Genomic DNA, 26,696 nt, shown 5'->3' on the forward strand with positions numbered 1-26,696 from the left:
AAAGGTAGCGGCGTCGACGCTCCGGCATCGGCGTCGACACAACGGATCCGCGGGTTTTGTGCACCCACGGACCGCCTGACACTCCTATACTTTCGCCATGGGCACCTCCCTCGTGTTCGGGCTGATCGCCTCCACGCCGCTGATTATCGGGTCCCTGATCGGGATCCGCTTCTCGTTGCCGAAGCGCGTGCTCGCAATCCTGCTGTCCTTCGCCGCCGGCTCCCTCATCACGGCACTGGCGTTCGAACTGTTCCTTGATGCGTACGAGCACGGCGGCCTGCCTATCGCGATCATCGGTCTTCTGGTCGGCGCGGTTGTCTTCACCGTCCTGAGCGCGTTGCTCGACAAGTGGGCGCAGCCCAAGGACCAGGACGTCCCGGCCGATGAGTACGAGGGCAGCGCGAAACTCGACACCGATGCAGCTGCGTCAGACCAGCGGGCCTCCAGCGCTTCCAAGCGTGGGGCTGCCGGTCTGGCCCTGCTCGCTGCCGTAACCCTTGACGGTGTTCCGGAGAACGTCGCCCTTGGGGTGGCGCTCGGTGAGGGCAGCGGCGGGTTGGCGCTGCTGGCCGCCATTTTCGTATCGAACCTCCCGGAAGCGCTGGTCGGATCCTCGTCCATGCGCAGCCAGGGCATGAAGAAGGGCCGCATCCTCGGTCTTTGGACCATCTGCGCGGTACTGTTGGTCGCCGCCGTCGTAATCGGTGCCGGCCCACTGTCCGGTGCCGACCCCCAGACCATTTCCCTCCCGCTGGCCTTTGCGGCAGGCGCGGTGATCGCGTCGCTCGCCGACACCCTCATGCCCGAGGCGTACGAGCACGGCGGGCCCGCGGTCGCGCTGAGCACGGCAGCCGGGTTTGTGCTCGCCTTCGCCCTCTCGCTGATGTAGGCAGGGCCGCACGGGCACGGGCAGGGCCCTATAGTCGGAGGATGGAAAATCGCATTCTCGGCAAGACCGCCCGCAACGTTTCAGTCATCGGCCTCGGGACCTGGCAGCTCGGCGCGGACTGGGGGTCCGTTGATCCCTCGCAGGCCACGGCCGTCCTGGAAGCAGCAGTTGACGCCGGAGTGAACTTCTTCGACACCGCGGACGTCTATGGCGACGGACGCAGTGAACAGACAATCGGTGATTTCCTGCAGGACAACCCGGGACTCGACATCACCGTGGCCACGAAGATGGGCCGACGCGTCGACCAGGTCCCCGAGAACTACGTCCTGCCCAACTTCCGGCAGTGGATCGACCGTTCCCGCCGCAACCTCCGCCAGGACACCCTGGACCTGGTGCAGCTGCACTGCCCGCCCACGCCCGTGTACTCGAACGCCGAGGTCTATGACGCCCTGGACACCCTCGTCTCCGAAGGTGCCATCCGCAACTACGGTGTGAGCGTCGAGCGGACCGAAGAAGCCCTCGAAGCCATCAGCCGCGGCGACACCGCCACGGTGCAGATCATCCTCAATGCCTTCCGGCTCAAGCCTCTCGACGAGGTTCTGCCGGCGGCCAAGCAGTCCGACGTCGGCATCATTGTGCGCGTTCCGCTCGCCTCAGGCCTGCTCTCCGGCAAGTACAGCAAGGAAACGGCGTTCCCCGAGAACGACCACCGCAACTACAACCGCGACGGCTCCTCCTTCGACGTCGGGGAGACCTTCTCCGGCGTCGACTTCGAGACCGGACTGGCAGCCGTCGAGGAGTTCGGCAACCACGTGCCCGACGGCGTGAGCACCGCCCAGGCGGCCCTCGCCTGGATCCTGGCGCAGGACGGTGTCAGCACCGTCATCCCCGGCGCTCGCTCACCGGAACAGGCCCGCGCCAACGCCGAAGCTGCCGGCATGGCAGCGCTAGGCGGAGACCTTACGCCTGCTGTCCAGGACATCTACGACCGGTACTTCCGGGAAGCCGTCCACTCCCGCTGGTAGCAGCTGCGCCGCGCAGACGCTCCAAAAGCGCCGCTCCCTCCCCAGAAGCGCCGGGAAAGTGCAGGATCGTAGGGATGACCCCACGATCCTGCGCAGAACCGGCGCTTTTGCCGTGTGCCAGGTAGGGCAGAACCGGCGCTTTTGCGATGAGCTACCCCTGGATCGCCCGCACCAGTGAGTCGAACCGTGCCAGCCCTGGCAGGTCCTCCACGAGTACGACGCCGTCGGGTCCGGCCAGCGGGACCTGCCAGTTGAGATACTGCTCGGCCGTAGTGCCGGGCTGGTTCTGGGTGCGTTCCTCGCCGACGGCGTCGGTCAGCGCAACTCCCAGCAGGACGGACGGGGTCTGAGCGATGAAGGCGTGCATCGCCTCGACCGTCTCCTGCACCGACTGTGGCTTTAGGCCGGTTGAGGACCGCACCAGGGACAGGACGCCGTCCTGCGCTTCCCGGTCGGCCTCACGCTCTTCCTCGACCGGCCTGCTGAGGAGCCCCAACTCCTCACGCAGGTCTACGTGCCGGCCCGTCAGGTAACCGGCGCTGGGCGGGAGGTCATGGGTTGTCACCGTGGTGAGGCACGCCCGGCGGTACTGCTCAGCCGGGCGGGGAGTTTCGTCGTCGTACTCAAACCACAGGATGGACGTGCCCAGCACGCCGCGCTCGGCCAGGTACTCCTGGACGCCCGGCTCGAAGACGCCCAGGTCCTCACCGACGACGACGGCGCCCGCCCGCTCTGCCTCGAGCGCGAGGATCCCGATGAGCGCCTCGTGGTCGTAGTACACATAGGCGCCGTCGCCCGGCATCGAATCCTTCGGGATCCACCACAACCGGAACAGTCCCAGGATGTGGTCGATGCGGATGCCGCCCGCATGCCGGAGGATGGTCCGCAGCATGTCACGGTAGGGCGCAAATCCGGCCTCGGCGAGCCGTTCCGGGTGCCACGGCGGCTGGGCCCAGTCCTGACCCTGCTGGTTGAACATGTCCGGGGGCGCGCCGACACTGATGCCGGAGGCAAGGACATCGCTCAGGGTCCAGGCGTCGGCGCCGGCCGGGTGCACACCAACCGCGAGATCGTGCATGATTCCGATGTTCATCCCGGCCTGGCCGGCGGCGCGCTGCGCGGCTTCAAGCTGCTCGTCGCACAGCCACTGCAGCCACTCGTGGAAGGTAATCCGCCCGGCAAGCTCGGTCTGCTGACCCTCCAGGTATTGAGGATCTTCCCACTGCGGCGAGCCCTCGGGCAGCGTTTCGGCGAGCGCGGACCAGAGCGCGAAGCGTCCCAGTCCAGGTCCCGACTCCTGCCGGAACCGCTGGAATGCCTCCTCGCGTTGGGGTGTGCGCTGGACTGAGTAGATCAGCTCGAGAGCCTGCAGTTTCGCCGCATAGCTCGTGTCACGGTCGATCCGCTCGGCACTCCGGTTGGCCTCCTGGAAACCTTCCGCGAGCTTGCGGAGCAGCTGGGCATCGGCGTCGGACAGCCCGGCGTACTCGTCGATGTTCTCGACTCGCAGGTAGAGCGGATTGAAGAACCTGCGCGTGCTTGGCAGGTAGGGCGAGGCCTCGACCGGCGGTTTGGGCTGTGCCGCATGCAGCGGATTGATGAGCACAAAGCCGGCGCCCTTGTCCGCGGCCACCTCGGCAAGCTGCGCCAGGTCCTGCAGATCACCCACGCCCCACGAGGACGCCGATCGCACCGAATACAGCTGCGCCATCAGGCCCCAGGTCCGGGTGAGCCGGTCCGCCGTCGACAGTTTCCGTGGCGTCATGACCAGCGCGCAGGTGCTTTCCTGCGAGCCGACCGTCGCTGAGAGGATGTGCCAGCCGAGGGGCAGGTCTGTCGGGATGTTCACGGCCCACCGCGCCACCGTGTCGTCGCCGACCTCGCGGGCGTGGGTCATCTCGGCCTGCAACTGCTGCCGGGTACCGTCCTCCAGAACTACCTGAACCGACACGTCAGCACCTTCGGGTGCGTTGACCGGCACTTCGGTGACGTCGCCCTCGCGGATTACGACGGCGGAAGGCAGCGTGCGCTGCCACGGCGCCAGTTCCGCAGCTCGGAGGGAGGAGGCGACGTCGTCGTCATTCCGGCAGGGCACACCGAGGGCGGTGAGGACGGCAACCAGGGTGTCATCGCTGACCGTCTGGGTACTGCCGTCCCAGCCCTTGAAGGTGGTTCCGACGTGATGTTGAGCGGCAAGTTGGGCAAGGGGAGTAAGCTCAGCCATCTTCCTAATCTATTGGGTGAGTGGGATTTGTGCTTGCAAGCTGATGGTCCCCTCCCACCGTAGTGAGAAGGGACCATCAGCTATTCAGTTGGAGTGGAGCGGACTCCTTGTGCCAAGGAGCGTGTTACTGCGCGATGGTGAAGGTGCTCCAGCCGGTGCCGATCTGACTACGGGTTCCGGAGAAGGTGCCGGTGCCGCTGCCGCGGTAGAGCCAGAGAGTTCCAGCGCCGTCGCGGGCGACAATGTCACTGCGGGAATCTGCGGTACCCCAGGCTCCCGGCCCAACGATGTGGAAGCCATTCCAGCCGGTTCCAATTTGGTTTGAGGTTCCGAAGGTGCCGGTGCCGGAGCCCCTGTAGAGGAACAAGGCTCCGGAGGAGTTTCGGGCGATGACGTCCGAACGCCCGTCACCGCTGAAGTCGCCGGTGCTGACCAGCGAGGTGAAACCTCCCCAGCCGCTGCCCGGCTGGGTGCGGGTGCCGAAGCCTCCTGTGCCGTTGCCCGGGTAGAGGTACAGAGCGCCGGTGGATGCGCGAGCGAGCAGGTCTGCCCTGCTGTCGCCGTTGAAGTCACCTGGAGTCACGAGCGCTGTCATGCCGCCCCAGCCGGTACCGATCTGGCGGCCGGCATTGATCCTGCCTGTACCGGTACCGCTGTAGAGCCAGAGCCGTCCGGAGGTGTCACGGGCAACGACGTCGGAACGTCCGTCACCGTCGAAGTCGCCCGGCTGCAGGATAGCGTTCATGGTTCCCCACCCGGTACCGATCTGGACGCGGGTGCCGAAGCCACCGGCCGAAGTTGACGGGTACATCCAGAGCCGGCCACCGGAATCACGCGCCACGAGGTCGGGGTTGCCGTCACCGGTCATATCCTTCTGGTCGGCCGTTCCGCCGGCAGGAGGAGGTGTGGTGGTACCGGTGCCGATCCGCCAGGCGTAGGTTCCGTTGGCGCTTACGTTGCCGGCAGTATCCGTTGCCCGGACGTTGAAGGTGTAGTTGCCATTGACCTGCGCGTCATAGGAGTGCGGGGAGGTGCATGCACGCCAGAGCGAATTGGTCGGCAGCAGCTGGCACTCGAACGAAGCCGAAGCCTCGCCGCTGAAGGTGAACGACGGTACCGCGCTTGCCGACGGATTCGACGGAGTGCTCTGGAACGACGGAGCTGCGGGGGCCGCAGTGTCTACAGTGATCTGCAGGGTTCCGGAGGTAGCGGCTGCCCCTGTAGTCGCATCCGTGACAATTCGTGCCTGAATCCGGTGTCCGCCGTCGGTGAGGGCCGTTGCAGGAGTCAACGAGTATGCTCCGGTAGCGGAGGCTACAGCCGAGACACCGGTCGCTGCTCCATCAACTACCAGTTCAACATTGGCGCCGGCGGTCGCTGTACCGGAGAACGTGGGAGTGGTGTCGTTGGTGATGTGGTCGGCGTTCGAGCGGCCGGAGTCGCTCAAGTCGTCCAGGTTCGGAGTCGATGGTGCACCATCAACGACGTCGGCGATCAGGCCCTGCACCGTGAAGAGGGTGGTGGACTGATTCACTCCGGGCCCAACGATGGACACGCTGTTGTTACCGGACGGGGCGCCTGTTACAGCACGCGCGGTGTTGATATCGCCGATGGTGCCGGCTGGGGCCGTGGTTTGCCGTAGGAAGGTTGCCGTGGTGCCGACTGCATAGTCACCGAGGAAGGCTGCGCCCACCCCGGTCCAGTCGCAGGGCGTCTCCAGGCAACCGTTATCGATGGTTTCGTTGATGACACCTTCGTCGTCGGCGGTGAACGTGTGAACGCCGTAGGGATGCGTGAAGGTGTAACTGCCGCCTGCCTGTAGACCTTCGAAACGGAAGCGCAACCGGCCGAAGCCGATCTGATCGCCTGGAATGACAGCCTCATTGGCATGGGCTGCCTCCAGCGCTGCTTCGTAGGATCCGAGGGTACCGATGTCTGCAGAGGCGGCGAACCAGAAGGATTCATCGGGGAAATTGTCGGGGTACGCAGCTGGCAGTTCCGGGTTGGGCGGTTCGGACAGGCAACCCTTGCCTGCCTCATAGCACAGCGCAAGCCGGATGCTGCCGTCGCCGAACCACTCCGGGTAGCCGTGCAGGGTGCTGATGGGGCCCATCTCAGCGGTGGCGGCTTGCGCCGGTACGGCCGCAAGAGGTGCGAGTGCCGTAACGAGGAGTGCGCTGGTAGCAACAGAGGAGGTGAGGCGAAGCGTGCGGCGGCCCTTTGGTGGGTCCACCGCATAAGGATGGTTGGACATTTTAGAGCTCCCTTATTGACGAACCGGAGGCCCGTTCGCTTCCGGTCTCGGTCCCAACAGGGTGCTCCGCATTCCTTGGACAATCCTTGGGAGCTTGCTTGCTGGAACGTGTGATTCACCTTTCGACACGCGAAAGGTCCCCTCCCGCTGACGGAAGGGGACCTTCTGCTACTTGGTTGGGTCTTTCAATCGCGTCCTACTGTGCAATGGTGAATGCTCCCCAGCCGCTGCCGATCTGGGCGCGCGTTCCCGAGAAGGTTCCGGTGCCGCTGCCTCGGTAGAGCCAGAGGGCGCCGGCACTGTCGCGAGCGACTACGTCAGCGCGGGTGTCAGCGCTGCCCCAGGCACCAGGGCCGACCAGGTGGAATCCGTTCCAGCCGGTTCCAACCTGTGCTGAACCGGCGAAGGTGCCACTTCCGGAGCCGCGGTAGAGGAACAGGGTTCCGGAGGAGTTCCGGGCCAGAACATCGGAGCGACCGTCACCACTGAAGTCACCGGTGCTTACCAGCGAGGTGAATCCTCCCCAGCCGCTGCCGGGTTGGGTGCGTGTACCGAAGCCGCTCGCACCGTTTCCTGGGTAAAGGAACAATGCGCCGGCAGCATCGCGGACCAGAAGGTCTGCACGACGGTCACCGTTGAAGTCGCCCGGAGTGACGAAGGAGTTGAAAGCGCCCCAGTTGGTGCCGGCACCGATTTGAACGCCTGCGTTGATCCTGCCGGTTCCGGTACCCGTGTAGAGCCAGAGGCGACCGGAGGTGTCGCGGGCCAGGACGTCGGAACGTCCGTCGTTGTTCAGGTCACCGGGCTGCAGGATGGTGTTCATGCCGCCCCAGCCGGTACCCATCTGGATTCGGGTGCCGAAACCGCCCGTTGACGTCGACGGGTACATCCACAGGGTTCCTGCGCCATCCCGAGCCACGAGGTCGGGACGACCGTCGCCGTTCATGTCCTTCTGCCGGGCGGTGTTGGTCGGCGGCGGAGCCGTCGTGCCGATCTGCCAGGTGTACGAACCGTTCGCGCTCACGTTGCCGGCGATGTCCGTCGCACGGACGTTGAAGGTGTAGGTCCCGTTCACCTGGGCGTCATAGGCGTGCGGCGAGGTGCATGCGCGCCAGAGTGAGTTGCTCGGCAGCAACTGGCACTCGAAGGCAGCCGATGCTTCGGCGCTGAAGGTGAACGACGGGGTATTGCTCGCAGTCGGGTTCGACGGCGTGCTCTGGAAGGTCGGAGCTGCGGGGACAGCTGTGTCGATGGTGACCTGCAGGGTTCCGGAGGCAGCGACCGCACCGGTTGTGGCGTCCGTGACGATCCTTGCCTGGACGCTGTGGTTCCCGTTGGTGAGCGCCGTTGCCGGTGTCAGTGAGTACGTCCCGGTGGCGGAGGCAACTGTGGAAACGCCGGTTGCCACTCCATCGACCACGAGTTCAACATTGGCCCCCGCAGTCGCGGTACCTGACAGCGTAGGTGTGGTGTCGTTCGTGATGTTGTCGGCGTTGGAACGGCCGGAATCACTCAGATCATCCAGGTTCGGCGTAGACGGAGCACCGTCAACATGAGTGGAGATCAGGCCCTGCACGTTGAAAAGGTTGGTGGTCTGGTTCACCCCAGGACCCACGATGGAAACGCTGTTGTTTCCGGACGGGGCTCCCGTCACAGTGCGGGCAGTGTTGATATCGCCGATGGTTCCAGCTGGGGCGGTGGTCTGCCGCAGGAAGGTTGCCGTCGTGCCGACGGCGTAGTTTCCAAGGAAGGCCGCGCCGACCCTGTTCCAATCGCAGGGCGTCTCCAGGCAGCCGTTATCAATGGTCTGGTTGATGACACCTACTGTGTCGGCGGTGAAGGTATGCACGCCGTATGGGTGCGTGATCGTGTAGCTACCGCCGGGAGTAAGCCCCTCGAAGCGGAACCGCAACCGGCCAAAGCCAATCTGGTCACCTGGAATGACGGCCTCGTTGGCATGAGCTGCCTCGAGTGCCGCTTCATAGGAACCGGAGCCCAACGTGGCTGACGCCTGGAACCAGAAGGACTCATCGGGGAAGTTGTCGGGGTAGGAGGCCGCCAGTTCCGGGTTGGGCGGCTCGGACAGGCAACCCTTGCCTGCCTCGTAGCACAGCGCAAGTCTGACGGTGCCGTCGCCGAACCACTCCGGGTAGCCGTGCAGAGTGCTGATGGGGCCCATCTCGGCAGTGGCGGCCTGAGCCGGAGCCGCCGCAAGGGGCGCAAGTGCGGTGATGAGCATTGCGGTGGAAAGGACAGATGATGTGAGACGAAGTGCGCGGCGGCCCTTTGGTTGGGCCACCGGGGTTTGATGGTTGGACATTTCAGAGCTCCCTTTGTGAAATCGAAACCTGGCTTACTACCGGCCTCGATTCCCCAAGAGTGAGGGTCACTCCTTGGGCATTTCTTGGGAAACCATAAAGCTCGTTCTCATAACGTCTTTCAGCAGACTAGGATTCGTTTTCCTACTGGGGAGTAGCATTAACCTAGGGCCGGGTTCCGGCTGGCGGAACCCACAGTTCTAGGGGGCTGCCATGAGCGCCGAAACAGTTCAGGAACAGGTCAACGAGCGCACCTCGCGGCAGGTTGCCGAGGCGGCCCGGGAGACCGAGTGGAACCGCCCCAGCTTCGCCAAGGGCCTCTTCCTCGGCCGGTTCGACATCTCGCTGATCCACCCCCACCCCGCCCCCGGGAAAGCCCGATACGACGACGGCGAGCAGTTCCTCGCGAAGCTCACGACCGCGCTGGCCGGCATGGATGGCCAGGTGATCGAGCGGGACGCGCTGGTGCCGGACGCCTACCTCCGCCAGCTCGCGGAACTGGGCGTCTTCGGACTCAAGATCCCGCGCGAGTACGGCGGCCTGGGACTGTCCCTGGCCTACTACGGGCGGGCGCTCATGCTGATCGCCACCGTCCATCCCAGCCTCGGCGCCCTGGTCTCGGCCCATCAGTCCATTGGAGTCCCGGAACCTGTTCGCATGTTCGGGACCGACGAACAGAAACGCGAATACCTCCCCCGTTGCGCGGCAGGCGCGGTCTCGGCATTCCTGCTCACCGAGCCCGACGTCGGATCGGATCCCGCCCGTCTGAGTTCCACTGCGGTTTGGGACAACAGCGACGAATGCTACGTCCTGAACGGCAGCAAGCTCTGGACCACCAACGGAGTGATTGCCGAGCTCGTCGTCGTCATGGCGAAGGTGCCGCCGCACGACGGAGCCCCGGGCGGCATCACCGCCTTCGTGGTAGAAGCGGACAGCCCGGGCGTCACGGTGGAGAACCGCAACTCGTTCATGGGCCTGCGCGGAATCGAGAACGGGGTCACCAGCTTCGAGAACGTACGCATCCCGCAGGCGCAGCGCCTTGGGAAGGAGGGGCAGGGCCTGAAGATTGCCCTGACCACCCTCAATACCGGCCGTCTCTCCATCCCGGCAAACTGCGCCGGAGCCGGCAAGTGGTCGCTCAAGATTGCGCGGGAGTGGTCGAATGCACGCGTGCAGTGGGGCCGCCCCATCGGCAAACACGAAGCCGTCGCGAAGAAGCTGGCCTTCATGGCAGCGACGGGCTTCGCGATGGAAGCCGTTTTCGAAGTGTCAGCCGCGCTTGCCGATTCCGGCCAGAAGGATGTCCGTATCGAGGCAGCGCTCGCCAAGCTGTGGTGCAGCGAGATGGCGTGCCGCGTGGCGGATGAGCTGGTGCAGGTTCGCGGCGGCCGCGGCTACGAGACAGCATCATCCCTGAAGGCTAGAGGGGAAAGGGCAGTCCCCGCCGAGCAACAGCTCCGGGACCTGCGCATCAACCGGATCTTCGAGGGCTCCTCGGAAATCATGCATCTGCTCATCGCTCGTGAAGCGGTCGATGCCCACCTCGCTGCCGCCGGTGATCTCGCCTCGCCCGACGCCGACCTGCGTGCCAAAGCCCAGGCAGCCGTTGGCGCGAGCAGCTTCTATGCGGCATGGTTGCCCAAGCTGGTTGCCGGTCCGGGGCTGGACCCCCGCTCCTACGGCGAGTTCGGGCGGTTGGCACGCCAGGTCCGCTACGCCGAGCGCGCATCGCGGCGGCTTGCCCGACACACTTTCCTCGGGATGGCGCGCTGGCAGGCCCAGCTGGAGCACCGACAAGTATTCCTGGCCCGGATTGTGGATATCGGGGCTGAGCTCTTTGCGATGGCCGCAACCTGCGCCCATGCCTCCCACCTTGCGGGCGGGGGCAGGAAAGAGGCGATAGATCTTGCGGACGCCTTCTGTCGGCAGTCCCGCCTCCGGGTGGAGCAGCTCTTCACGGACCTGTGGAAGAACACCGACGACGACGACACGCGGCTTGCGCGAACCGTCCTGGACGGTCAGCACACCTGGCTGGAAGAGGGCATCCTCGATCAGTCCGAGGGGACCGGGCCGTGGATTGCCGACCCACCGACAACCTCTTCCCGAAGGGAGAACCTGCACCGGAACTACCGTTGAGAAATAGTAAGTACACTTCCCATTGACGCCTGGACTTCCTAGGATGGGGAGGAACCGCTTCGAGAGTAGGGAAAGTCATGAGTCAGAGCCCGGATCACAAACACAACGACGACCACTCACTCTCGCCGAAGGGTCAAAGGAAGGTCAGCAACCTCATGATCACCGGGATTGTGGTGGTCATCGCGGCCGTGCTGATCTTCGTGGTCGCTAGCGCAATCATGAACGGAATGTAGCGCTTACGGCAACCAGGCGTGCGGGGCCGGCTTCCGAGTACTCGGTAGTGCTGTAGAACCGCGCCAATCATGCACCCATTCCGGCAGCACCATGTCCGCCGGAGGCTGCCCAAGCGCCTCAAAGATCTCCTCGTTGGACACAGGTCCGCCCGACCCTAGTAAGCGGGTGGCGATGTGGGCACGCGCGTAGATCTCGCCGTCGTGCACCATGCGCTGCTCAAAATAGATTGCGCGCTCATCAAAGCCGACAATGCGCGTTTCCACGGTGTACCGCTGACCCAACTGCAGCGACTTACGGAAGGTGATTGTCTCCGCGTTCACCACCGGACTCCAACCCCGCCGCCTCATCTGCGCCCACACGCCGCTGCGGATCATGAGGTCGAAGCGGCCCAGATCCATCAACGACAGATACATGCCGTTATTCACGTGCAGCGCGATGTCGATATCCGTCAGCTGGACCCGGAGTCGAAGCGAGGATAAGTCCCAGATACTCACGGGCGAACGGCGTCGGGAGGTCAGCAGAATCCACAGGGTTCGTAGGATCAGATGCATCGCCCCATGTTACCGCAGGGTAACTTAGCGCACCTTTGTGACTTGGATCACCTTATTGGCCAAACCCATGGCGCCTTGGAATAGTGGGCCGCTGCACTCAGGCAGTTCCAAGAAAAACTATGAGAGGAACCCATGACTGACCAGACCTGGCAATACTTCGCCATGGCTCTGTACATGCTCGCCATGCTGGGAATCGGCTGGTACGCATACCGGAGAACGTCCGACCTTGATGACTACATGCTCGCCGGCCGCGGACTCAAGCCCGGCGTCGCCGCGCTCAGCGCCGGTGCGTCGGATATGTCCGGGTGGCTGCTGCTCGGACTTCCCGGAGCCATTTACCTGTCGGGGCTGGTCGAGATCTGGATAGCCATTGGACTAACGATAGGCGCGTGGGTCAACTGGAAGATCGTGGCACCTCGGCTACGCAGCTACACCGAGGTTTCGAACAACTCCATTACGGTTCCCAGCTTCCTCGAGAACCGACTCAAAGACCGCTCGCGCGTCCTCCGTGTGGTCTCCGGAGTCATCATCCTCCTGTTCTTCACCTTCTACGTCTCTTCCGGCATGGTGGCCGGCGGAGTGTTCTTCGAGTCTTCCTTCAACTCCAGTTACGTGCTCGGCATGATTCTGGTTGCGGGAGTGACCATCGCCTACACACTGTTCGGCGGCTTCATGGGCGCAACCTATACCGATGTCGCGCAGGGACTCCTCATGCTGGTTGCGCTCATCGTCGTGCCTGTGATCGGGCTCTTCCAGGTCGGCGGATTCGGTGGCATGGTCGACTCCATCCGCGCGGTCGATCCCGCCATGCTCAACTTCGTTGCCGGCGGCTCGGTCCTGGCCATCATCTCGGCAGCGGCATGGGGTCTGGGCTACTTCGGACAGCCGCACATTATCGTCCGGTTCATGGCCATGCGTTCTTCGAGGGATGCGGCAACCGGCCGCCGAATCGGAATCGGCTGGATGATCCTCACCGTTCTCGGCGCCGTCCTCACCGCGCTGGTCGGTATCGCGTATTTCGAGCAGAACCCGCAGCTCGCCCTGGGCGACCCGGAAGCAGTCTTCCTTGAACTGTCCCAGGTCTTCTTCCACCCCTTCGTGGCCGGAGTGGTGCTGGCCGCTGTCCTCGCTGCAATCATGAGCACCATCTCCTCACAGCTCGTGGTCTGCTCATCGGCGCTCGTGGAGGACCTGTACAACATGGTTTCGCGCAAGACCCTAACTCCGAAGCAAGGAGTGCTCCTGGGCCGACTCGGAGTGCTGATCGTCGCGGTCGTCGCCATCATGCTGGCTTCCAGCCGCAACGACTCCATCCTCACCCTCGTTGCCTTCGCCTGGGCAGGGTTCGGAGCGTCGTTCGGTCCGACCATCCTGCTCTCGCTGTTCTGGCGGAAGCTGACCACCCAGGGAGCGCTCGCCGGAATGGTGGTTGGCGCCGTCGTCGTCTTCGCCTGGGGCAATTCGCCGCTTGCGGATCAGCTGTACGAAATTGTGCCGGCATTCGCCGCCAACCTGGTGGTCGCCGTCGTCGTAAGCCGGCTCACCTGGAAGCCGAACGCACAGATCGAGGCTGAATTCGATGAAGCGGTCCGCGGCGTATCCAGGCGGACGGAAGCGGCCAGCGTCTCCTAGTACTCACCAACCGCTGCGGGTGGGTGTATGGCCTTGTCGGGAGTCTTCCGGCAGGGCCATTTCCGCGCGGAAGCCCAATAATCGGACGGGCCTCCCCGACTCAACCTTGCCGAGAAGGCTCAGAGCCTGCTCAAGAACGGACTCCCGGCTTGAGGTCTCCGGGATCTTGCGGGCATAGGTTCTGGTGAGGAAGGGAGCGTAGCGGACCTTCAGTGTTAGTCCGACCACCGGGCGTCCTTCTTCAGCCACATCGTCCAGGACCCGGGCGACCAGCTCCCGGAGCGCTTCCTCGATCTGGGCGGGCTCGGTCAGGTTCTGCTGGTAGGTGGTCTCCCGGCTGTGGCCGCGGGCGACATAGGGTGCGTCATCCACGACGCGTTCACCATCCCCGCGTCCCAACTGCTGGTACCACGGGCCCATCTTCGGGCCGAACTCTCCCACCAACCCCGCCGGATCCGCTGCCGCAAGCTGTGCCACGGTAGTGATCCCCAGCCCTGCCAGTCTTCGGGAAACCTTTGGTCCCACTCCCCAGAGCTCGATGGTGGGCCGGTGTCCCATGACTTCCAGCCAGTTGTCCACTGTGAGCCGGAAAACACCGGCGGGTTTGCCGAAGCCGGTGGCAACCTTGGCCCGCACCAGGGTGTCGCCGATTCCCACGCTGCAGCGCAATTCGGTGCGCTCAAGCACCGCTGCCTGCAGCTGCCTCGCATACGCCTCCGGGTCCGCGGTGTTGACGCCGACAAAGGCTTCATCCCAACCCAGCACCTGAACCGTTGCGCCGTCCTGTTCGCGCAGCGTCGCCATCACCTTTTCGGAAGCAGCGATGTACGTCTCGTTATCAACCGGCAGGATGACGGCGTCCGGCACCTTGCGGGCGGCGACGCGCAACGGCATACCGGATCCGACGCCGAAAGCCCGCGCCTCATAGGAAGCGGTTGAGACGACGGCCCGCTCGGAGGGATCACCACGTCCGCCGACGATCAGTGGCTTGCCTGCCAACTCCGGCCTACGCAGCACCTCGACAGCCGCGATGAACTGGTCGAGGTCCACGTGCAACACCCACGGCTTCGAAAGTCGGCTCACGTCCCTAGTCTGCTCGCCACAACGGGAATGCACCACAGGTTCGGCTCCGGCTGCTGGGGGCGGATTGACGCGTCACCGTTCGGACTACAAAGCTGGGGAGAACGCAAGGCTCAAATCAGGATTCCACCAGGAGGAAAACCATGACCCATGCAGTGGCACCCACCATCGAACTGCTCAGCGGCGCATCCATTCCGGTACTCGGACTGGGCACCTGGCCGTTGACGGATGATGAGGCTGCGACCGCCGTCGAGCAGGCCATCGCCGCCGGGTACCGGCTGATCGATACCGCCGAGAATTACGGCAACGAGGCCGGCGTGGGTGAAGGAATCCGCCGCTCGGGCATCAGTCGCGAACAGCTGTTCATCACCACCAAGTTCAACAAGAAATGGCACAGTGCCGACGGCGTTCGGCAAGCCTTCGAACTGAGTGCGGCCAAGCTGGGCGTCGACTACATCGATCTGCTGCTGGTCCACTGGCCAAACCCGGCACAGGACAGCTACGTGGACGCCGTCAAGGGCCTTGCGGCGCTACGTGAGGAAGGGCTGCTGCGCGCCATCGGCGTCTCCAACTTCAAAGCTCACCACCTGCAGCGGCTTCTGGATGAAGGCCTCGTTCCCGACGTCAACCAGATTCAGCTGGACCCGAGGCATACCCGTCCCGAATTGCGTGAGTTCCACGCCCGAAACGGCATTGTCACTGAGTCCTGGAGCCCCATCGGCCAGGGCGGCGCACTCCTGCAGGACCCGGTGATCGATCAGCTTGCCGACAAGTACGGGATGACTCCGGCACAGATCGTGCTTCGCTGGCATCTTCAGCTGGGACTCGTCGCGATCCCCAAGTCATCCAATCCCATGCGCATCAAGCAGAACATCAACCTGTTCGGGTTTGAACTCACCGATGAGGAAGTTGGCTCGCTCAGCGCGATGGATACCGGCGAAAGCGACATCGCAGACTCCGACTCCTTCGGCCACTGACCCCCTTTGATTTGGACTAAGGCCAGAGGAGCTCCCTGCGCCAGCCCTCGCCGCTTCGCACATAACGCAGGCGGGTATGGCGCCGGTCGGCATCAGCCTGCCAGAACTCGATCCGTTCGGGCGCGACCCTGTAGACAGTCCACGTCGCTGAACCCCTGCCCTCGATTCCATCCAGTTCCCGTTCGACGGCGGCACTCACCGACTCGCCTGCAAGGATGGGTTCGCTCTGCTCCCCTGCAAGCACGAGCGCGCGTGCCGCGGGATGGCGGCGGCGGAAGTCGGCGTCGTTCTCTTCCGCCGAGGCGGGCGTAACGGGGCCGCTTACCCGAATCTGCCGACCGGCGGCCTGCCAGAAGAAGGTCAACGCCGCGTGAGGGGTGGCGTTCAACTGGCGGCCCTTGGGGCTGTCGCTGCTCGTGGCGAAGGAGAAGCCGCCCTCGTCCAGGTCCCGCAGGACGACTACCCGGGCATCCGGGCAGCCGTCGCCGTCGGCGGTGGAAAGCACCACTGCGTGTGGAGCGGGAACGCCGTCGTCGATCGCGGCCGCCAGCCACCGCAGGAACAGGTCGTGGGGAGATTCAGGGGCCGACCCCGGGTCGAATGGACGCATCCCGTCGGGAAAGACCGCCAGGCCGCGGAGCAGGTCTCCAGCACTCGAAGTCATGTCGCCCAGCCTACTGATTCCCCGCCGGCGAGCGCCCGCTGTCCTGCGTACCTTTCCCCACGTTGCTATCGTCGAGGGATGGCATTCCAGGATCCGGAGGATGAGGACTCCCACGTCGGAACACGCGACCTCACCCGGTGGCAGACGCCGGTCGGCAGCTTCCTGGTCGCCTGCGTCCGGCAACTGGCAAAGTGGATCGGTCACCGCTGGGCACTGCTGGCTCTGCTTGTGGTGGGCATCGGCGGCGCCGTCGCGCTTACTGTCGCTTCGGCCGAGGTCTACGAAGCGGTAGCGGACCGGGACGGCATTGCCTCGCTCGACCAGCCCGCGCTGGATGCAGCAATCGACGTCCGGTCACCCTGGCTCAACGGGGCGGCGACAGCGTTCACGCATCTCGGCGGTCCGGTCGGCATGCCCGTGCTCGCAGGGACAGTAACGCTCGCGCTCACCCTTGTGCGGCGGTCCTTCACACCGCTCATCCTGATGGGCGTGGGCGCAGCGGGATCACTGCTGATGACCGTCCTCGGCAAGGACGCCATCGGCCGACTCCGGCCTGACACCGACTTCGCCATTCCTCCCTTCGAGCTGTCGCCGTCATTCCCCAGCGGTCACACGCTCAACGCGGTGGTTCTCTCAGGGATCGTCGCGTACCTTCTGATGCTTCGTCAGCGGCGCAAGCGAACCCGAGCGCTCACCATCACGGTCGCCGTGGTCTTCGCCTTCGTCATGGGCCTCACCCGCGTCTATTTGGGGCACCACTGGCTAACAGACGTGGCGGTGGCGTGGACACTCGGGCTGGCGTGGCTCGCCCTCGTGATTACCGCGCACCGTCTGCTGCTCACCTTCCGGAACCACCGGCGCAACCGTCCAGGCGCTCAACCGGGTGGAATTAGCTGAGTTCCTCCTCGAGCCTGAGGTACTCACGGAGAAGTTCCAGCGCGTGCGCGTTCCCCTCCGAAGCGAGGCCCTCCTCCATGGACTCCGCGAGCGACTTACCCGCAGGGAACGGCGGCAGGAGGGGAACGTCCGGGTCGGTGACGATGTCCAGCACAAATGGCCGGTCGGCGGCGAGCGCCCGCTCCCATGCCGGTCCAACGTCGTCGGGCGTCTCCACCCGCAGACCGTCCAGGCCCAGCAGCTTCGCGTAGCCGGCGTAATCCACATCGGGAAGGGCCTGGCTATCAGCGAATCGGGGCTCGGCTTCGGTCTCGCGCTGTTCCCAGGTCACCTCGGCGAGATCGCGGTTGTTGAGGATGCAGATTGCGAAAACCGGGTTGGCCCAGGACCGCCACAGCCTGCTGACCGTAATCAGCTCGGCCATCCCGGTCATCTGGAACCCGCCGTCACCGCTGAGCACCACAACCGGCCGCTCGGGCGAGGCCAGCTTCGCCGCGAGTCCATAGGGCACTCCGCCGCCCATGCTGGCCAGCGTGCTGGAGAGGTGGGCGGGCACGCCGGCCGGCAGGTGCAGCTGGCGGGCGTACCAGTAGACGCAACTGCCGACGTCGAGCGCCACCTGCGCGTCGGACGGCAGGCGACCATTCAGCTCCCGGACGGCGCGCTCCGGATTTACCGGCTCCGCCGCCACCATCGCCCGGGCCTCGCTGAGCCGGCGCCACGAATCCACGTGGCGTTCTACGTCGGAGCGCCAGCCGATGCGTTCGTCGACCAGGGGCAGCAACGCCCGGAGGGATTCCGCTGCGTCACCGGTGAGCGCAACCTCCACCGGGTAGCGGTTGCCGATCGCCTTGGCGTCGCTGTCTATCTGGATGGCGCGCGCCTGGCCCGGCGGCGGATAGAACTCCGTCCACGGATCATTCGAGCCCACGATCAGCAGCGTGTCGCAGGAACCCATCGCCCAACCGCTGGCGGTAGTGCCCAGGTGACCCATGGTCCCAGCCGCCCAGGGCTGCGTCTCGTCGACGTACGGTTTGCCCAGGAGGCTGGTGACGACGGCAGCGCCCAGCTTCTCCGCGAGCGCAGCCACCTCTTCCTGCGCGTTCCGCGCACCCTGCCCGACCAGCAGCGCCAGCTTTGATCCGGCGTTAAGGACCGCAGCGGCGTCGTGCAGGTCCTGTTCCCGGGGCATTACGGTTCCCGGGCTCCAAAGGGGCGCGGAAGGAACGACGCCGTGTTCGTGCCCGGGCTCGGTTGCCGGCTCCTGCTGCACATCGTGCGGAAGGATTACGACGGCGGGCGACCGGGTGGCGAGGGCCGCCTTGAAGGCGCGGTCCAGCACCATGGGAGCCTGCTCGGGGCTGTTCACCTGCTGCCGGAACTCAGCCGCCACGTCCTTGAACAAGCTCTGCAGGTCGATCTCCTGCTGGTACGCCGATCCCAGGACCGTCTGGCTCTGTTGGCCGACCAGGGCCACCACGGGGACGCTGTCCATCCGTGCGTCGTATAGCCCGTTGAGCAGGTGGACGGCGCCGGGTCCCTGCGTGGACAGCACAACGCCCACGCCCCCGGTGTACTTGGCGTGGCCCACTGCCATGAAGGCCGCGTTCTCCTCGTGGCGCGCCTGGATGAACTCCGGCGCCCCGGCGCGCCGAAGCGCGCCGAGCACCGGGTTGATCCCGTCACCGCTGTATCCGAAGACCCGGTTGACCCCCCACGAAGTCAACCGCTCGACTATTGCGTCCGCTACCAGCCGGTCCCCCATCAGCCGGCTGTGGGAACGGTGGGGCCAACGGGCCAGCGCAGCAGCGCCGCCACGGGGCCGCCGTCGAGCGCGCCCGAGGGGAACAGCGCCACCTCTGCATCGGTCAGCACGGCTGCCCGCAACAACGACGACGGCGCTGGCACCTCCCCCAGTACCGGCGCCCCGGCGGTTTCCCCGTCGACGAAGGCGGTCCACGGCTCCGATCCCAATGCCAGCAGACGCTGCCCGTTCAGGCCCGCTGTCTCCAGCAGGAGCGTGTCAACCTGCGCCTGCTGCAGCGCCGGAACCACCAGGCCGATGCCCTCGGCAGCCTCCGGATTGCTGCGGCCCTTCTGGTTGTTCAACCGCTCCAGCAACTGCTCCTGCCGCCGTGCGATGCACTCTGCCACCCGTTTCTCGATCTCCTGCGCATAGGCTTCCTTGTCGGCGCCCTCCGTCCGGCTATGGCTCTCGACGACGCTCAGAATCTCCTTCGACTGTTCACTGAGTTGCTCAGCCACGAGATTCCGCGCCCGAATGTCGCCGGCCACGATGAGCAACCGCGCCTTGTTGCTGCGGACAACGCGGTCGATCTCGCCGGCGATATCGCCTGCGTTGGCCTTCCAAATGTTCTCCGTCCGGTGCTGGTAGCGGCCCTGAGACCAGCCGCCGCTCGGAACCTTCTTGATGTTCTCGGTCTCGCCTTCCACGTGCATCATGTCGTCGTCGGACAGGCCGTTGGCGCGTCGGAGGTGGATCTCGCCGCCGTCCCTTCCCACTTCGGCCACTACATAGGCAAAGTCATCCGGCCGGTGCCAGAGCAGAGGGCACAGGTTCGGAACCTCGTTGACCGCCGTGAACTCGGGCAGCGCAAGCTCGCCGGGGAGGAATTCGTCGAGCTCCACGGTGCCGTTGGCGACGACGATCAGGCGGGCCACCGGATCAGGCAAACCCTTCGCGGTTGTGCGCAGCGCGTCGGCAACAGCGCGCCGATCCTCCTTGGACGCTCCAGCCTCCTCCAGAGCGGTGGCGATGTTGTCAGGCCGCACATCGTCCGCGTGCAGGGAGTCGACCGTTCCGGTGCTCGCATCGGTGTACACGGTGACCCAGGGGCCGGACTTCCTGTAGAGATCTCCAAGCGCGTGCAGGGAGCTTGTCACTGCGCCTCCTCGTCGGTTGTGGCGTCGTCGGTGTCGGTGTCATCGCCGGTGTTGCCTTGATTCGGTTGGCGCTCGTAAACGGGCGCTTCCTCAAGGGGGACGTCGACGTCGTCGTCAATCGTTTCGGTTTCCCGCCAGTCTTCGGCGCGGGTGTGATGGCCCCCCTGCACCAAGCCCTGCGTCTCGTGTTTCATCTGGTCGTCCACATGTGGACCGTGGGTGGTGTTGCCGCGCTCAGCCATGGCGTACCTCTTTCATGTTCGGCTTGCAGATGGGCGAAAATGATAAGATTACTTACGGTCTATCATTCTCTGGGCTCGAAGAAAAGACCTGTCGGCCCACCGGGGGAGCAGATGCCACGCATGCGTGAAAGTGACCGCTACGCCGACCGCGAGCACGCCGGGCGGCATCTCGCGGACGTGCTCGAGCCGGTGCTGCACGGCGTTCATCCCCTCGTGCTCGCCCTTCCCCGGGGCGGTGTTCCGGTAGCCGCCGTGGTTGCCGATTCCTGCCTTGCACCCCTGGATCTGGTCATGGTCCGGAAGGTTGGCGTGCCGGGTTATCCGGAGCTCGCGATGGGTGCCATCGCATCAATCGGTGGGACCCTGGAGACAGTGCGGAACGTGCGTGTCCTCGCTGATATCCGAAGTGCAGATGCAGCGTTCACTCGGGTCGCCGCACAGGAACAGGCGGAGCTCGAACGCCGCGAGCGCCTGTACCGGGCCGGACTCGAACCGTTGTCGGTCAGAGGCCAGGCGGTGGTTGTGGTCGACGACGGCGTAGCCACCGGCGCAACCATGCGCGCCGCCGTCGCGGCAGTGCGCAAGAGCGGGGCGGAGCGGGTGATCGCCGCTGCACCGGTGTTCCTCGCCTCGGCGATGGACGCCGTCGGACCCGAAGTGGATCAGCTGGTCAGCCCCTGGAGCGCGCCGAACCTGCCCGCAGTGGGCAGCGCCTACCGCAGTTTCCCGCAGGTCTCGGACGAAGAGGTACAGCGGTTGTTGAGCGCCGCACGCGAGCGTAGGTTGGGGACCATGACGGATTACGCAGATCTTCCCAAGGCCTACCGCGCCTACCTGGACACCCTGGACGAGAGCACGGCCAACGCTGTACTTCCCGTCCTCAAGCAGTCAGTCGCCGGCGGCGAGCACGGTGTTCTGATCAGTACCAACCTCGGACCCGACACTCAGGCCGAGGTCTCCCCCGAGGTCCCGTTCGGCGAGGTCCGCGAGACGGTCCGCTAGCGGGTGGACGGGCACGACGCCGCACTGCAGGTCAGCAGCCCACTCACCCGATTTCGGCTGGCCCCCAACCCGGGACCGATGAGCCTGGACGGAACCAACTCGTACCTTATTGGGGCGCCGGAAGCACCTTCCGTGGTGGTTGTGGACCCCGGACCGCTCGATGATGTGCACCTTGCAGCGCTCCAATCCTCCGGGCCGGTTGAACTGGTGCTCATAACCCACCACCATCGCGATCATACGGAGGCGAGCGCGCGCTTTCACCAGCTGACGGGAGCGCCCGTGCGGGCGCTGGACCCGGCTCAGTCCCACGGCGGGCCGCCTCTCCTAGACGGAGAGACCATCTCGGCAGCGGGCGTGCGGATCAACGTGCTGGCGACGCCGGGCCATACCGCCGACTCGGTGTGCTTCTTCCTCCCCGACGACGGCCCCTCCGGCTCCCTGCTGACCGGCGACACTGTGCTGGGCCGGGGAACCACGGTGCTCAGCTACCCGGACGGCACCCTGGGCGAATACCTGCGGTCGCTCGACCTGCTCGAAGGTCTTGGAAACGCCGCTGTGCTCCCGGCGCACGGGCCGGCCCTCCCGGGCATTGCCGACGCCGCCCGCTCGTACCGTTCGCATCGGCTGGAACGGCTGGACCAGGTGAGGGCGGCGCTGCTCGCCCTTGGGCTCACTGCGGGTGAGGCCAGTGTCGGCGCGGTCGCGGACCGGGTGTATGCCGACGTCGACCCTTCCGTTCGCCGGGCGGCGGAGCAGTCGGTGGCCGCCCAACTGCACTATCTGCGGGAAACTTCCGGCTAGGGCACGCATCAGGGACGCCACTGCGCCACCGACGCCCTCTCGATGAAGCGTGTCTCCAGGGTATGCATCTTGCCGCTCGGGGTTGCGCCATCGATCTGGTGCAGAAGTGTTTCGGCTGCGCGGGCACCGAGCTCCAGCATTGGCTGTTCGATCATGGTCAGGGGCGGGTCCATGACCGCCGCCCAGGAACTATCGTCGAAGCCGATCAAGGAAACGTCCGCGGGATAGCGGAGCCCGCTGGACCTTACCGCGCGAAGGGCTCCAGTCATGCCGTCCGTTTCGGTGCAGAAGATTCCGGTGATCCGATTCTCGAGGGCCAGCATCCGGGCGACGGCGGCCGTCGCGTTTTCTTCCGTTTTTGGTTCGGTCATCACGAGGTCGGCGTCAAACGGGATTCCGGCGTCGTCCAGCGCGTCGAGGTACCCGTTCAACCGCTCTCCATCGGTCCACAGGCTCTGCGAAGCGGCCGCGGTGAGGGCGCGCCGCGTCGTGATCGGCTTCTTGACGGCCGGACCCCAGATGAACCCGATCCGCCGGTGCCCGCGCTCGATCATGTGGCTGACGGCACGCCTGCTTGCCTCACGGTTGTCGATGACCACGGAGTCGAGAGCCAGGTGCTCCACAGCCCTGTCGACCAGGACAACCGGGATCCCGCGTGAAACGGCGTCCTGGATGTGCGCGACTTCTCCGCGAGCCACGGCGGCCGAGGCAATGATCATTCCGTCGACGCGCTTGTCCATGAGCACGCCCACTGCAACTTTCTCTTCCTCAAGGTCCTCGTGAGTGCTGAGCACAATGGTGTCGAATCCGCGAGAGCGCGAAAAGTCGCTGATGCCACGCGTAACCCCCGCGAAGAACGGGTTGCCGATATCCGCAACGATGAGGCCGAGGGTGTGGCTGACACCCGTGGACATGCTTCGGGCGAGCGCGTTGGCCCTGTACCCCAGCTTTTCTGCAGCCTGAAGTACTCGTTCCCGCAGTTCCGGGCTAACGTACCCGTATCCTCCAAGGGTGCGGGCAGCTGATGCCCGGCCCACACCTGCTTCAGCGGCAACCTCGGAAATAGTGGGAGGAGCTACGCTGCGGTCGCGTTCTGCAGCCATTCAGATCATTTTTCTGTTGACGGATTGGCACACCCGGATCAGCATGTCACATGCTAACCGACAAGCCGGAATCGGCCGCCCCGTGCCCGAACGCGCCCTCCACCAGGCACTGCTGCGCGGCGAAGTCGGCACCGGCACGCAGGGCCTCGCGGAGCGAAGCTTCCTGCGGAGGCGCGGTCCTGCTCCATCCCAGACCGAACAGGGTGACTGCGAATGCGGTGAGGAAGGCATCTCCGCACCCCATGGTGTCTATGGGGCTCTGTGATGGCTCAAGGGGTGATGCCGGCGCATGGAGGTAGCTTTCTCCGTCAAAAACGATGGCTCCGGAATCTCCGCAGGTCCCAAGGGCAAGCCCTGCTCCCTGCCGCACCAGCTCGGACAGGAGGTGCTCGGCATCATAGGCCGCAAGGTCGGAGCAGGAGATCAGCGCCAGGTCGACCGAGGGACAGACCGCGGCCAGGTAGTCAGCCGTGCGGAATTCCTCTTCGCTTGAAAAGTCGAAACTCACAAGCGGTCCGCTGCGCCGCACCTTGGGTAACTCGCGCTCGGACCTGGAATAGACGCTCGAATGAACCAGGTCGAAGCCGGCGACGTATCCCAGCAGGGCTTCGTCCAGTTCCAACGGATCACTGACCGTCACACCGCCGCCGTTCCAACCGCCGAACACCCTTTCGCCGTCGACGATACGAATGGTCGAGATCCCGCTCGATCCATCCTTGGTCACCGAGCACGACAGGTCCACGCCCTCAGCCCGGATGGAATCACGGAGGAAGCGAGCGTGCTCGTCCGATCCGAAGACCCCCAGGTAGGCCGCATCCACACCCAGCTTGCGGGCGAATACCGCGAAGTTGACGCAATTCCCGCCGGGATACACCATTCCCCTATCCAGGTAACGGTCAATGATGTTGTCCCCGAAACCCAAAGCCTTCATGAGCCTGACTCCGTTTGGTGCTGCATGTGCTTCATAGCCGCCCTCTGTGCTTGGCCTAAGTGTTTGTGCTGCTCTGACTGATCGATGCGCGTAAGACCGGGCGCCTGCTTCACGAAACAGGCGCCCGATCGGGGTCGGAATCTAGTACTCGACCACCCGGTAGTAGCGCCTCAGATCGAGCGAGTGGTTGCGCACACGCTCAAGATGCTTGCTGATGCGGCCGGTAACCGTGTCCAGAACCACCGGCGCCAGCAGGCCCCGGAATTCCTCACTGATGCCCTCAAGGGGGTAGTCGCGGGTATCGAGGACGGTGACGTCGTCGGACACGCGCCGTGCGAACTTCTCGACGCGGTCAGTAAGGGCGCGCGTCTCATCCTCCCCCTGGAAGATGATGACGCTGGTGTCCTTCTCTAGCAGCTCGAGCGAACCGTGGAAGAACTCGGCGCTGTGTACGCGGGTGGTCCGCAACCACTGCATCTCCTCGAGAATGCACATGGAGTACAGGTAGGTGAAGCCCCACAGGTTTCCGCCGCCCACAAGGAAGTGATAGTCCGTTTGTGCGTGAGATTCCGCGAAGGCGGCAGCCTCCGGCTCTGCCTGCGTTGCGACGTCGACCAGCACCTGAGGAAGCTGCGCCAGCTCGTCTGCGAACTTCTCATACCCGGCAAATTCTCCGCGCTCGGAAAGCAGCCTGGTCATGAACAGGAGCATCTGCATATCGAAGGGCCACGTCTTGGGCTGCGAGATCAGGACGGAATCAGCTGCCTGTGCAATGGGCGAGTCGGGGTATCCCGTGAGCGCAACTGTATGAACACCGCGTTCCTTGCAGTACTGGATTGCGCGAAGGCTGTCGTCCGTGGTCCCGGAGACCGAGGCAAAGACGGCGACGGACTTCTCACCGAGCGAGGCGTCGCCTGATTCGATGAGCTCCGCCGCTATCACTGCCCTCACGGGAAGCGTCGACAGGCGGCGTGCCAGGTGCTCATAAGGCCACATCGCGGCATACGTTCCACCGGCGCCGATCAGGAAAAGATTGCTCAGTCCATCAGCGGTGATCGTAGTGACTAGTTCCTCGATCTGAGGCCGCAGGGACACTGCGCTGGCGATTTGGTTGCGGAATGCTGACTCGTCAAAACCGAGCATCATCTTCCTTTCGGAAAGGGGTGGAGGAGGTGGAATGCCGATCGGAAGCTGGTACCGGTATCAGCAGTGGGACCGATGCTGGCACATCACCTGAGACGCCGTCAAGGGGTGGAGGCGCAGAGTTGCTGAGCAGACGAAGTAGCGGTTTCATCGGCAATAGAGCACTTTCTCAGCCTCGACTGCGGCCCGGCTCCGCCAGCCAGAATGACCCAAGCGTCCCCTCAAAGAAAGTTTGAAAAAGGTCTGGTACCGGTACCAGAAGCTGGGTATAGTCATCGAAATCACGCAGTACCTCTCACAATCCAAAGGCGGATTCGATGACTCACGGATGTGGCTCTGTCGGTCCGCTACTTCACACGAAGGACCACCATGCAGAGAAGAAATTCCCTGGCGGCAGCTGCGCTCCTGATGGTTTCAGCGCTCGGCCTCAGCGGGTGCGCGGGACAGTCGAGCACCGCGGTTGCGGACGTTGGGGCCGAGCCCGAGTTCTCCGGAAGCTTGAGCATCCTGACCAAGTTCGCGGGTGAACCGCTGCAGCCCTACTTCGAAGACCTCGCCGCAGAGTACAAGGAACTTCATCCCGAGGTGGAGATTGAGCTGATTCAGGAGACGGATCAGAGCATCAAGGACAAGACCAAGACACTCACTGCATCCGGAGCCCTCCCCGACATCTACTTCAGCTGGACCGGTGACTGGGCAGAGAACTTCGTCGGCGGAGGGCTTGCCGCTGACCTCACGAATGTCATCGCACCGGGAACGGAATGGGGCGATACCTTCGGACAGGCCTCTCTGGACGCCTTCAAGTACAACGACAAGTACTACGGGATCCCCCTTTATAACAACGGCAAGTTCATGGGGTACAACAAGACCGCCTTCGAGGAGGCCGGCGTGGAGGTTCCCACCTCCTTCGAGGAATTGATCGAGAGTTGCCAGCCCCTCCGGGAAGCCGGTTATGAACCAATCGCCTTTGGCAATAAGGACGGCTGGCCGGGACTGCATTATCTTCAGCAGCTCTTTGCCTACAACGTCCCCGCTGAGGTGCTGCAGGCGGACTTCGCACCGGAAACGGCGGAACTCAACCATGAGGGGTACGTGGCCGCGCTGGAGCAGTTCAAGACGCTCGTCGATGAGTGCACGGATAGCGGAGAAGGCACTAACGGGGTTCTCTACACCACGGCGCAGGAGGCACTAGCCGGAGGATCTGCGGCCATGTACTACCAGGAGATCCTCGAATTCGACACGGTGACCGCCGACGGCAACGCCCTCACCCCTGAGAATTTTGGCATTTTCAAGCTGCCTGTACCCGCGGGCGCCGAAGGAGATCCGGAGGCGATCGAGGGCTCACCGGAGGGGTATCTCATCAACGCGAAGTCGCCCCGGGCGGCCCTTGCGGTCGACTTCATGAAGTTTGTAACCGCTCCTGAGAATGCGGCCACGCTCTCCTCTCCGCCGTACGGCCAGCCCAGCGCCGTAGTGGGTGCGGTAACGCCGGAGACCTCCAGCGAAGTAGTCCATGCAGGGATTGATCAGGTGAACAACGCCTCACAGGTTGTCGTTTGGCTGGATACAGTAACTGTTCCGGAAGTTGCGGATGCCTGGCTCGCCGGCGGAGAAGCCATCATCAGTGGAAGCTCGACACCTGAACAGGTCCTCGAAAGCGTCCGCAACGCTTCGAATGCGGCGAAGTAG

At 64.6% G+C, this 26,696-nt stretch carries 22 protein-coding genes; 10 read left to right on the plus strand and 12 right to left on the minus strand.

Annotated elements, in window-relative coordinates:
• Window positions 1-97: 97 nt before the first annotated feature.
• On the plus strand, window positions 98-889 hold the full coding sequence (locus GC088_RS13975; protein WP_323959599.1) for a ZIP family metal transporter: 792 nt from the start codon (window positions 98-100) through the stop codon (window positions 887-889).
• 41 nt (window positions 890-930) lie between these two features.
• On the plus strand, window positions 931-1,914 hold the full coding sequence (locus GC088_RS13980; protein ID WP_323959600.1) for an aldo/keto reductase: 984 nt from the start codon (window positions 931-933) through the stop codon (window positions 1,912-1,914).
• 151 nt (window positions 1,915-2,065) lie between these two features.
• Here the strand turns inward: GC088_RS13980 and malQ are convergent, their stop codons facing one another.
• The 3 genes from malQ to GC088_RS13995 all read right to left on the minus strand — a co-directional run bounded on the left by malQ (window position 2,066) and on the right by GC088_RS13995 (window position 8,712).
• Complete coding sequence (gene malQ / locus GC088_RS13985; RefSeq protein ID WP_323959601.1) at window positions 2,066-4,138, minus strand: 4-alpha-glucanotransferase; 2,073 nt, start codon at window positions 4,136-4,138, stop codon at window positions 2,066-2,068.
• Window positions 4,139-4,262: 124 nt separating this feature from the next.
• A complete protein-coding gene (locus GC088_RS13990) occupies window positions 4,263-6,392 on the minus strand; it encodes an FG-GAP-like repeat-containing protein (protein ID WP_323959602.1) in 2,130 nt (709 codons plus the stop codon).
• Between the two features lie 196 nt (window positions 6,393-6,588).
• Window positions 6,589-8,712: an FG-GAP-like repeat-containing protein gene (locus GC088_RS13995; protein ID WP_323959603.1), complete on the minus strand. Its 2,124-nt coding sequence runs from the start codon at window positions 8,710-8,712 to the stop codon at window positions 6,589-6,591.
• Between the two features lie 211 nt (window positions 8,713-8,923).
• Here GC088_RS13995 and GC088_RS14000 point away from each other — a divergent pair, with 211 nt between their 5' ends.
• Together GC088_RS14000 and GC088_RS14005 are read left to right on the plus strand one after the other, a co-directional pair.
• Window positions 8,924-10,846 (plus strand): acyl-CoA dehydrogenase family protein, encoded by a 1,923-nt coding sequence (locus GC088_RS14000; RefSeq protein ID WP_323959604.1) that lies wholly within the window; start codon window positions 8,924-8,926, stop codon window positions 10,844-10,846.
• Between the two features lie 77 nt (window positions 10,847-10,923).
• Entirely contained in the window at window positions 10,924-11,079 is a 156-nt protein-coding gene (locus tag GC088_RS14005) for a hypothetical protein (protein WP_323959605.1), read from the plus strand.
• Between the two features lie 3 nt (window positions 11,080-11,082).
• On the opposite strand, the gene GC088_RS14010 is transcribed toward GC088_RS14005, so the two are convergent.
• Window positions 11,083-11,631 (minus strand): acyl-CoA thioesterase, encoded by a 549-nt coding sequence (locus GC088_RS14010; protein WP_323959606.1) that lies wholly within the window; start codon window positions 11,629-11,631, stop codon window positions 11,083-11,085.
• A 132-nt stretch (window positions 11,632-11,763) separates the two neighbouring features.
• Between GC088_RS14010 and putP the strand changes: the two genes are divergently transcribed.
• The gene (gene putP, locus GC088_RS14015) at window positions 11,764-13,263 is read left to right on the plus strand and encodes a sodium/proline symporter PutP (protein WP_323959607.1); all 1,500 of its coding nucleotides are present in this window, start codon (window positions 11,764-11,766) and stop codon (window positions 13,261-13,263) included.
• 3 nt (window positions 13,264-13,266) lie between these two features.
• Here the strand turns inward: putP and GC088_RS14020 are convergent, their stop codons facing one another.
• On the minus strand, window positions 13,267-14,322 hold the full coding sequence (locus tag GC088_RS14020) for a DNA polymerase IV (protein WP_323962092.1): 1,056 nt from the start codon (window positions 14,320-14,322) through the stop codon (window positions 13,267-13,269).
• 164 nt (window positions 14,323-14,486) lie between these two features.
• Here GC088_RS14020 and GC088_RS14025 point away from each other — a divergent pair, with 164 nt between their 5' ends.
• Window positions 14,487-15,320 (plus strand): aldo/keto reductase, encoded by an 834-nt coding sequence (locus GC088_RS14025; RefSeq protein WP_323959608.1) that lies wholly within the window; start codon window positions 14,487-14,489, stop codon window positions 15,318-15,320.
• Between the two features lie 16 nt (window positions 15,321-15,336).
• Here the strand turns inward: GC088_RS14025 and GC088_RS14030 are convergent, their stop codons facing one another.
• The gene (locus GC088_RS14030; protein ID WP_323959609.1) at window positions 15,337-15,984 is read right to left on the minus strand and encodes a pyridoxine/pyridoxamine 5'-phosphate oxidase; all 648 of its coding nucleotides are present in this window, start codon (window positions 15,982-15,984) and stop codon (window positions 15,337-15,339) included.
• A 78-nt stretch (window positions 15,985-16,062) separates the two neighbouring features.
• Between GC088_RS14030 and GC088_RS14035 the strand changes: the two genes are divergently transcribed.
• Entirely contained in the window at window positions 16,063-16,881 is an 819-nt protein-coding gene (locus GC088_RS14035; RefSeq protein WP_323959610.1) for a phosphatase PAP2 family protein, read from the plus strand.
• Here the strand turns inward: GC088_RS14035 and GC088_RS14040 are convergent.
• The 3 genes from GC088_RS14040 to GC088_RS14050 are packed head-to-tail and all read right to left on the minus strand — an operon-like array spanning window position 16,874 to window position 20,027.
• Window positions 16,874-18,646, minus strand: a complete 1,773-nt coding sequence (locus GC088_RS14040; RefSeq protein ID WP_323959611.1) for a thiamine pyrophosphate-requiring protein — start codon at window positions 18,644-18,646, stop codon at window positions 16,874-16,876. The two genes, GC088_RS14035 and GC088_RS14040, sit on opposite strands and share 8 nt — an antisense overlap.
• Complete coding sequence (locus GC088_RS14045; protein ID WP_323959612.1) at window positions 18,646-19,785, minus strand: baeRF2 domain-containing protein; 1,140 nt, start codon at window positions 19,783-19,785, stop codon at window positions 18,646-18,648. Before GC088_RS14045 ends, GC088_RS14040 begins: the two co-directional genes overlap by 1 nt.
• Window positions 19,782-20,027, minus strand: coding sequence for a hypothetical protein (locus GC088_RS14050; protein ID WP_323959613.1), 246 nt, complete (start codon window positions 20,025-20,027; stop codon window positions 19,782-19,784). Before GC088_RS14050 ends, GC088_RS14045 begins: the two co-directional genes overlap by 4 nt.
• Before the next feature lie 120 nt (window positions 20,028-20,147).
• Between GC088_RS14050 and GC088_RS14055 the strand changes: the two genes are divergently transcribed.
• Window positions 20,148-21,029, plus strand: coding sequence for a phosphoribosyltransferase (locus GC088_RS14055; protein WP_323959614.1), 882 nt, complete (start codon window positions 20,148-20,150; stop codon window positions 21,027-21,029).
• Between the two features lie 78 nt (window positions 21,030-21,107).
• Window positions 21,108-21,830, plus strand: a complete 723-nt coding sequence (locus GC088_RS14060; protein WP_323959615.1) for an MBL fold metallo-hydrolase — start codon at window positions 21,108-21,110, stop codon at window positions 21,828-21,830.
• An 8-nt stretch (window positions 21,831-21,838) separates the two neighbouring features.
• Here the strand turns inward: GC088_RS14060 and GC088_RS14065 are convergent, their stop codons facing one another.
• The 3 genes from GC088_RS14065 to GC088_RS14075 all read right to left on the minus strand — a co-directional run bounded on the left by GC088_RS14065 (window position 21,839) and on the right by GC088_RS14075 (window position 25,007).
• Window positions 21,839-22,933 (minus strand): LacI family DNA-binding transcriptional regulator, encoded by a 1,095-nt coding sequence (locus GC088_RS14065; RefSeq protein ID WP_323959616.1) that lies wholly within the window; start codon window positions 22,931-22,933, stop codon window positions 21,839-21,841.
• A gap of 46 nt (window positions 22,934-22,979) precedes the next feature.
• Window positions 22,980-23,864: a PfkB family carbohydrate kinase gene (locus GC088_RS14070; RefSeq protein ID WP_323959617.1), complete on the minus strand. Its 885-nt coding sequence runs from the start codon at window positions 23,862-23,864 to the stop codon at window positions 22,980-22,982.
• Between the two features lie 141 nt (window positions 23,865-24,005).
• Entirely contained in the window at window positions 24,006-25,007 is a 1,002-nt protein-coding gene (locus GC088_RS14075) for an SIS domain-containing protein (protein WP_323959618.1), read from the minus strand.
• 369 nt (window positions 25,008-25,376) lie between these two features.
• Between GC088_RS14075 and GC088_RS14080 the strand changes: the two genes are divergently transcribed.
• Window positions 25,377-26,696: an ABC transporter substrate-binding protein gene (locus GC088_RS14080; protein ID WP_323959619.1), complete on the plus strand. Its 1,320-nt coding sequence runs from the start codon at window positions 25,377-25,379 to the stop codon at window positions 26,694-26,696.

Source organism: Arthrobacter sp. JZ12 (genome assembly GCF_035189165.1).
GTDB lineage: Bacteria > Actinomycetota > Actinomycetes > Actinomycetales > Micrococcaceae > Arthrobacter_D.

What these genes read in the sequence shown, in the direction of transcription:
- putP (WP_323959607.1), top strand. Translation starts at nt 11,764, where the DNA reads ATGACTGACCAGACCTGGCAATACTTCGCCATGGCTCTGTACATGCTC.
- GC088_RS13995 (WP_323959603.1), bottom strand. Translation starts at nt 8,712, where the DNA reads ATGTCCAACCATCAAACCCCGGTGGCCCAACCAAAGGGCCGCCGCGCA.
- GC088_RS14080 (WP_323959619.1), top strand. Translation starts at nt 25,377, where the DNA reads ATGCAGAGAAGAAATTCCCTGGCGGCAGCTGCGCTCCTGATGGTTTCA.
- GC088_RS13980 (WP_323959600.1), top strand. Translation starts at nt 931, where the DNA reads ATGGAAAATCGCATTCTCGGCAAGACCGCCCGCAACGTTTCAGTCATC.
- GC088_RS14065 (WP_323959616.1), bottom strand. Translation starts at nt 22,933, where the DNA reads ATGGCTGCAGAACGCGACCGCAGCGTAGCTCCTCCCACTATTTCCGAG.
- GC088_RS14075 (WP_323959618.1), bottom strand. Translation starts at nt 25,007, where the DNA reads ATGCTCGGTTTTGACGAGTCAGCATTCCGCAACCAAATCGCCAGCGCA.
- GC088_RS14025 (WP_323959608.1), top strand. Translation starts at nt 14,487, where the DNA reads ATGACCCATGCAGTGGCACCCACCATCGAACTGCTCAGCGGCGCATCC.
- GC088_RS13975 (WP_323959599.1), top strand. Translation starts at nt 98, where the DNA reads ATGGGCACCTCCCTCGTGTTCGGGCTGATCGCCTCCACGCCGCTGATT.
- GC088_RS14005 (WP_323959605.1), top strand. Translation starts at nt 10,924, where the DNA reads ATGAGTCAGAGCCCGGATCACAAACACAACGACGACCACTCACTCTCG.
- GC088_RS14060 (WP_323959615.1), top strand. Translation starts at nt 21,108, where the DNA reads ATGAGCCTGGACGGAACCAACTCGTACCTTATTGGGGCGCCGGAAGCA.
- GC088_RS14055 (WP_323959614.1), top strand. Translation starts at nt 20,148, where the DNA reads ATGCGTGAAAGTGACCGCTACGCCGACCGCGAGCACGCCGGGCGGCAT.
- GC088_RS14010 (WP_323959606.1), bottom strand. Translation starts at nt 11,631, where the DNA reads ATGCATCTGATCCTACGAACCCTGTGGATTCTGCTGACCTCCCGACGC.
- GC088_RS14040 (WP_323959611.1), bottom strand. Translation starts at nt 18,646, where the DNA reads ATGGGGGACCGGCTGGTAGCGGACGCAATAGTCGAGCGGTTGACTTCG.
- GC088_RS14035 (WP_323959610.1), top strand. Translation starts at nt 16,063, where the DNA reads ATGGCATTCCAGGATCCGGAGGATGAGGACTCCCACGTCGGAACACGC.
- malQ (WP_323959601.1), bottom strand. Translation starts at nt 4,138, where the DNA reads ATGGCTGAGCTTACTCCCCTTGCCCAACTTGCCGCTCAACATCACGTC.
- GC088_RS13990 (WP_323959602.1), bottom strand. Translation starts at nt 6,392, where the DNA reads ATGTCCAACCATCCTTATGCGGTGGACCCACCAAAGGGCCGCCGCACG.
- GC088_RS14070 (WP_323959617.1), bottom strand. Translation starts at nt 23,864, where the DNA reads ATGAAGGCTTTGGGTTTCGGGGACAACATCATTGACCGTTACCTGGAT.
- GC088_RS14030 (WP_323959609.1), bottom strand. Translation starts at nt 15,984, where the DNA reads ATGACTTCGAGTGCTGGAGACCTGCTCCGCGGCCTGGCGGTCTTTCCC.
- GC088_RS14000 (WP_323959604.1), top strand. Translation starts at nt 8,924, where the DNA reads ATGAGCGCCGAAACAGTTCAGGAACAGGTCAACGAGCGCACCTCGCGG.
- GC088_RS14050 (WP_323959613.1), bottom strand. Translation starts at nt 20,027, where the DNA reads ATGGCTGAGCGCGGCAACACCACCCACGGTCCACATGTGGACGACCAG.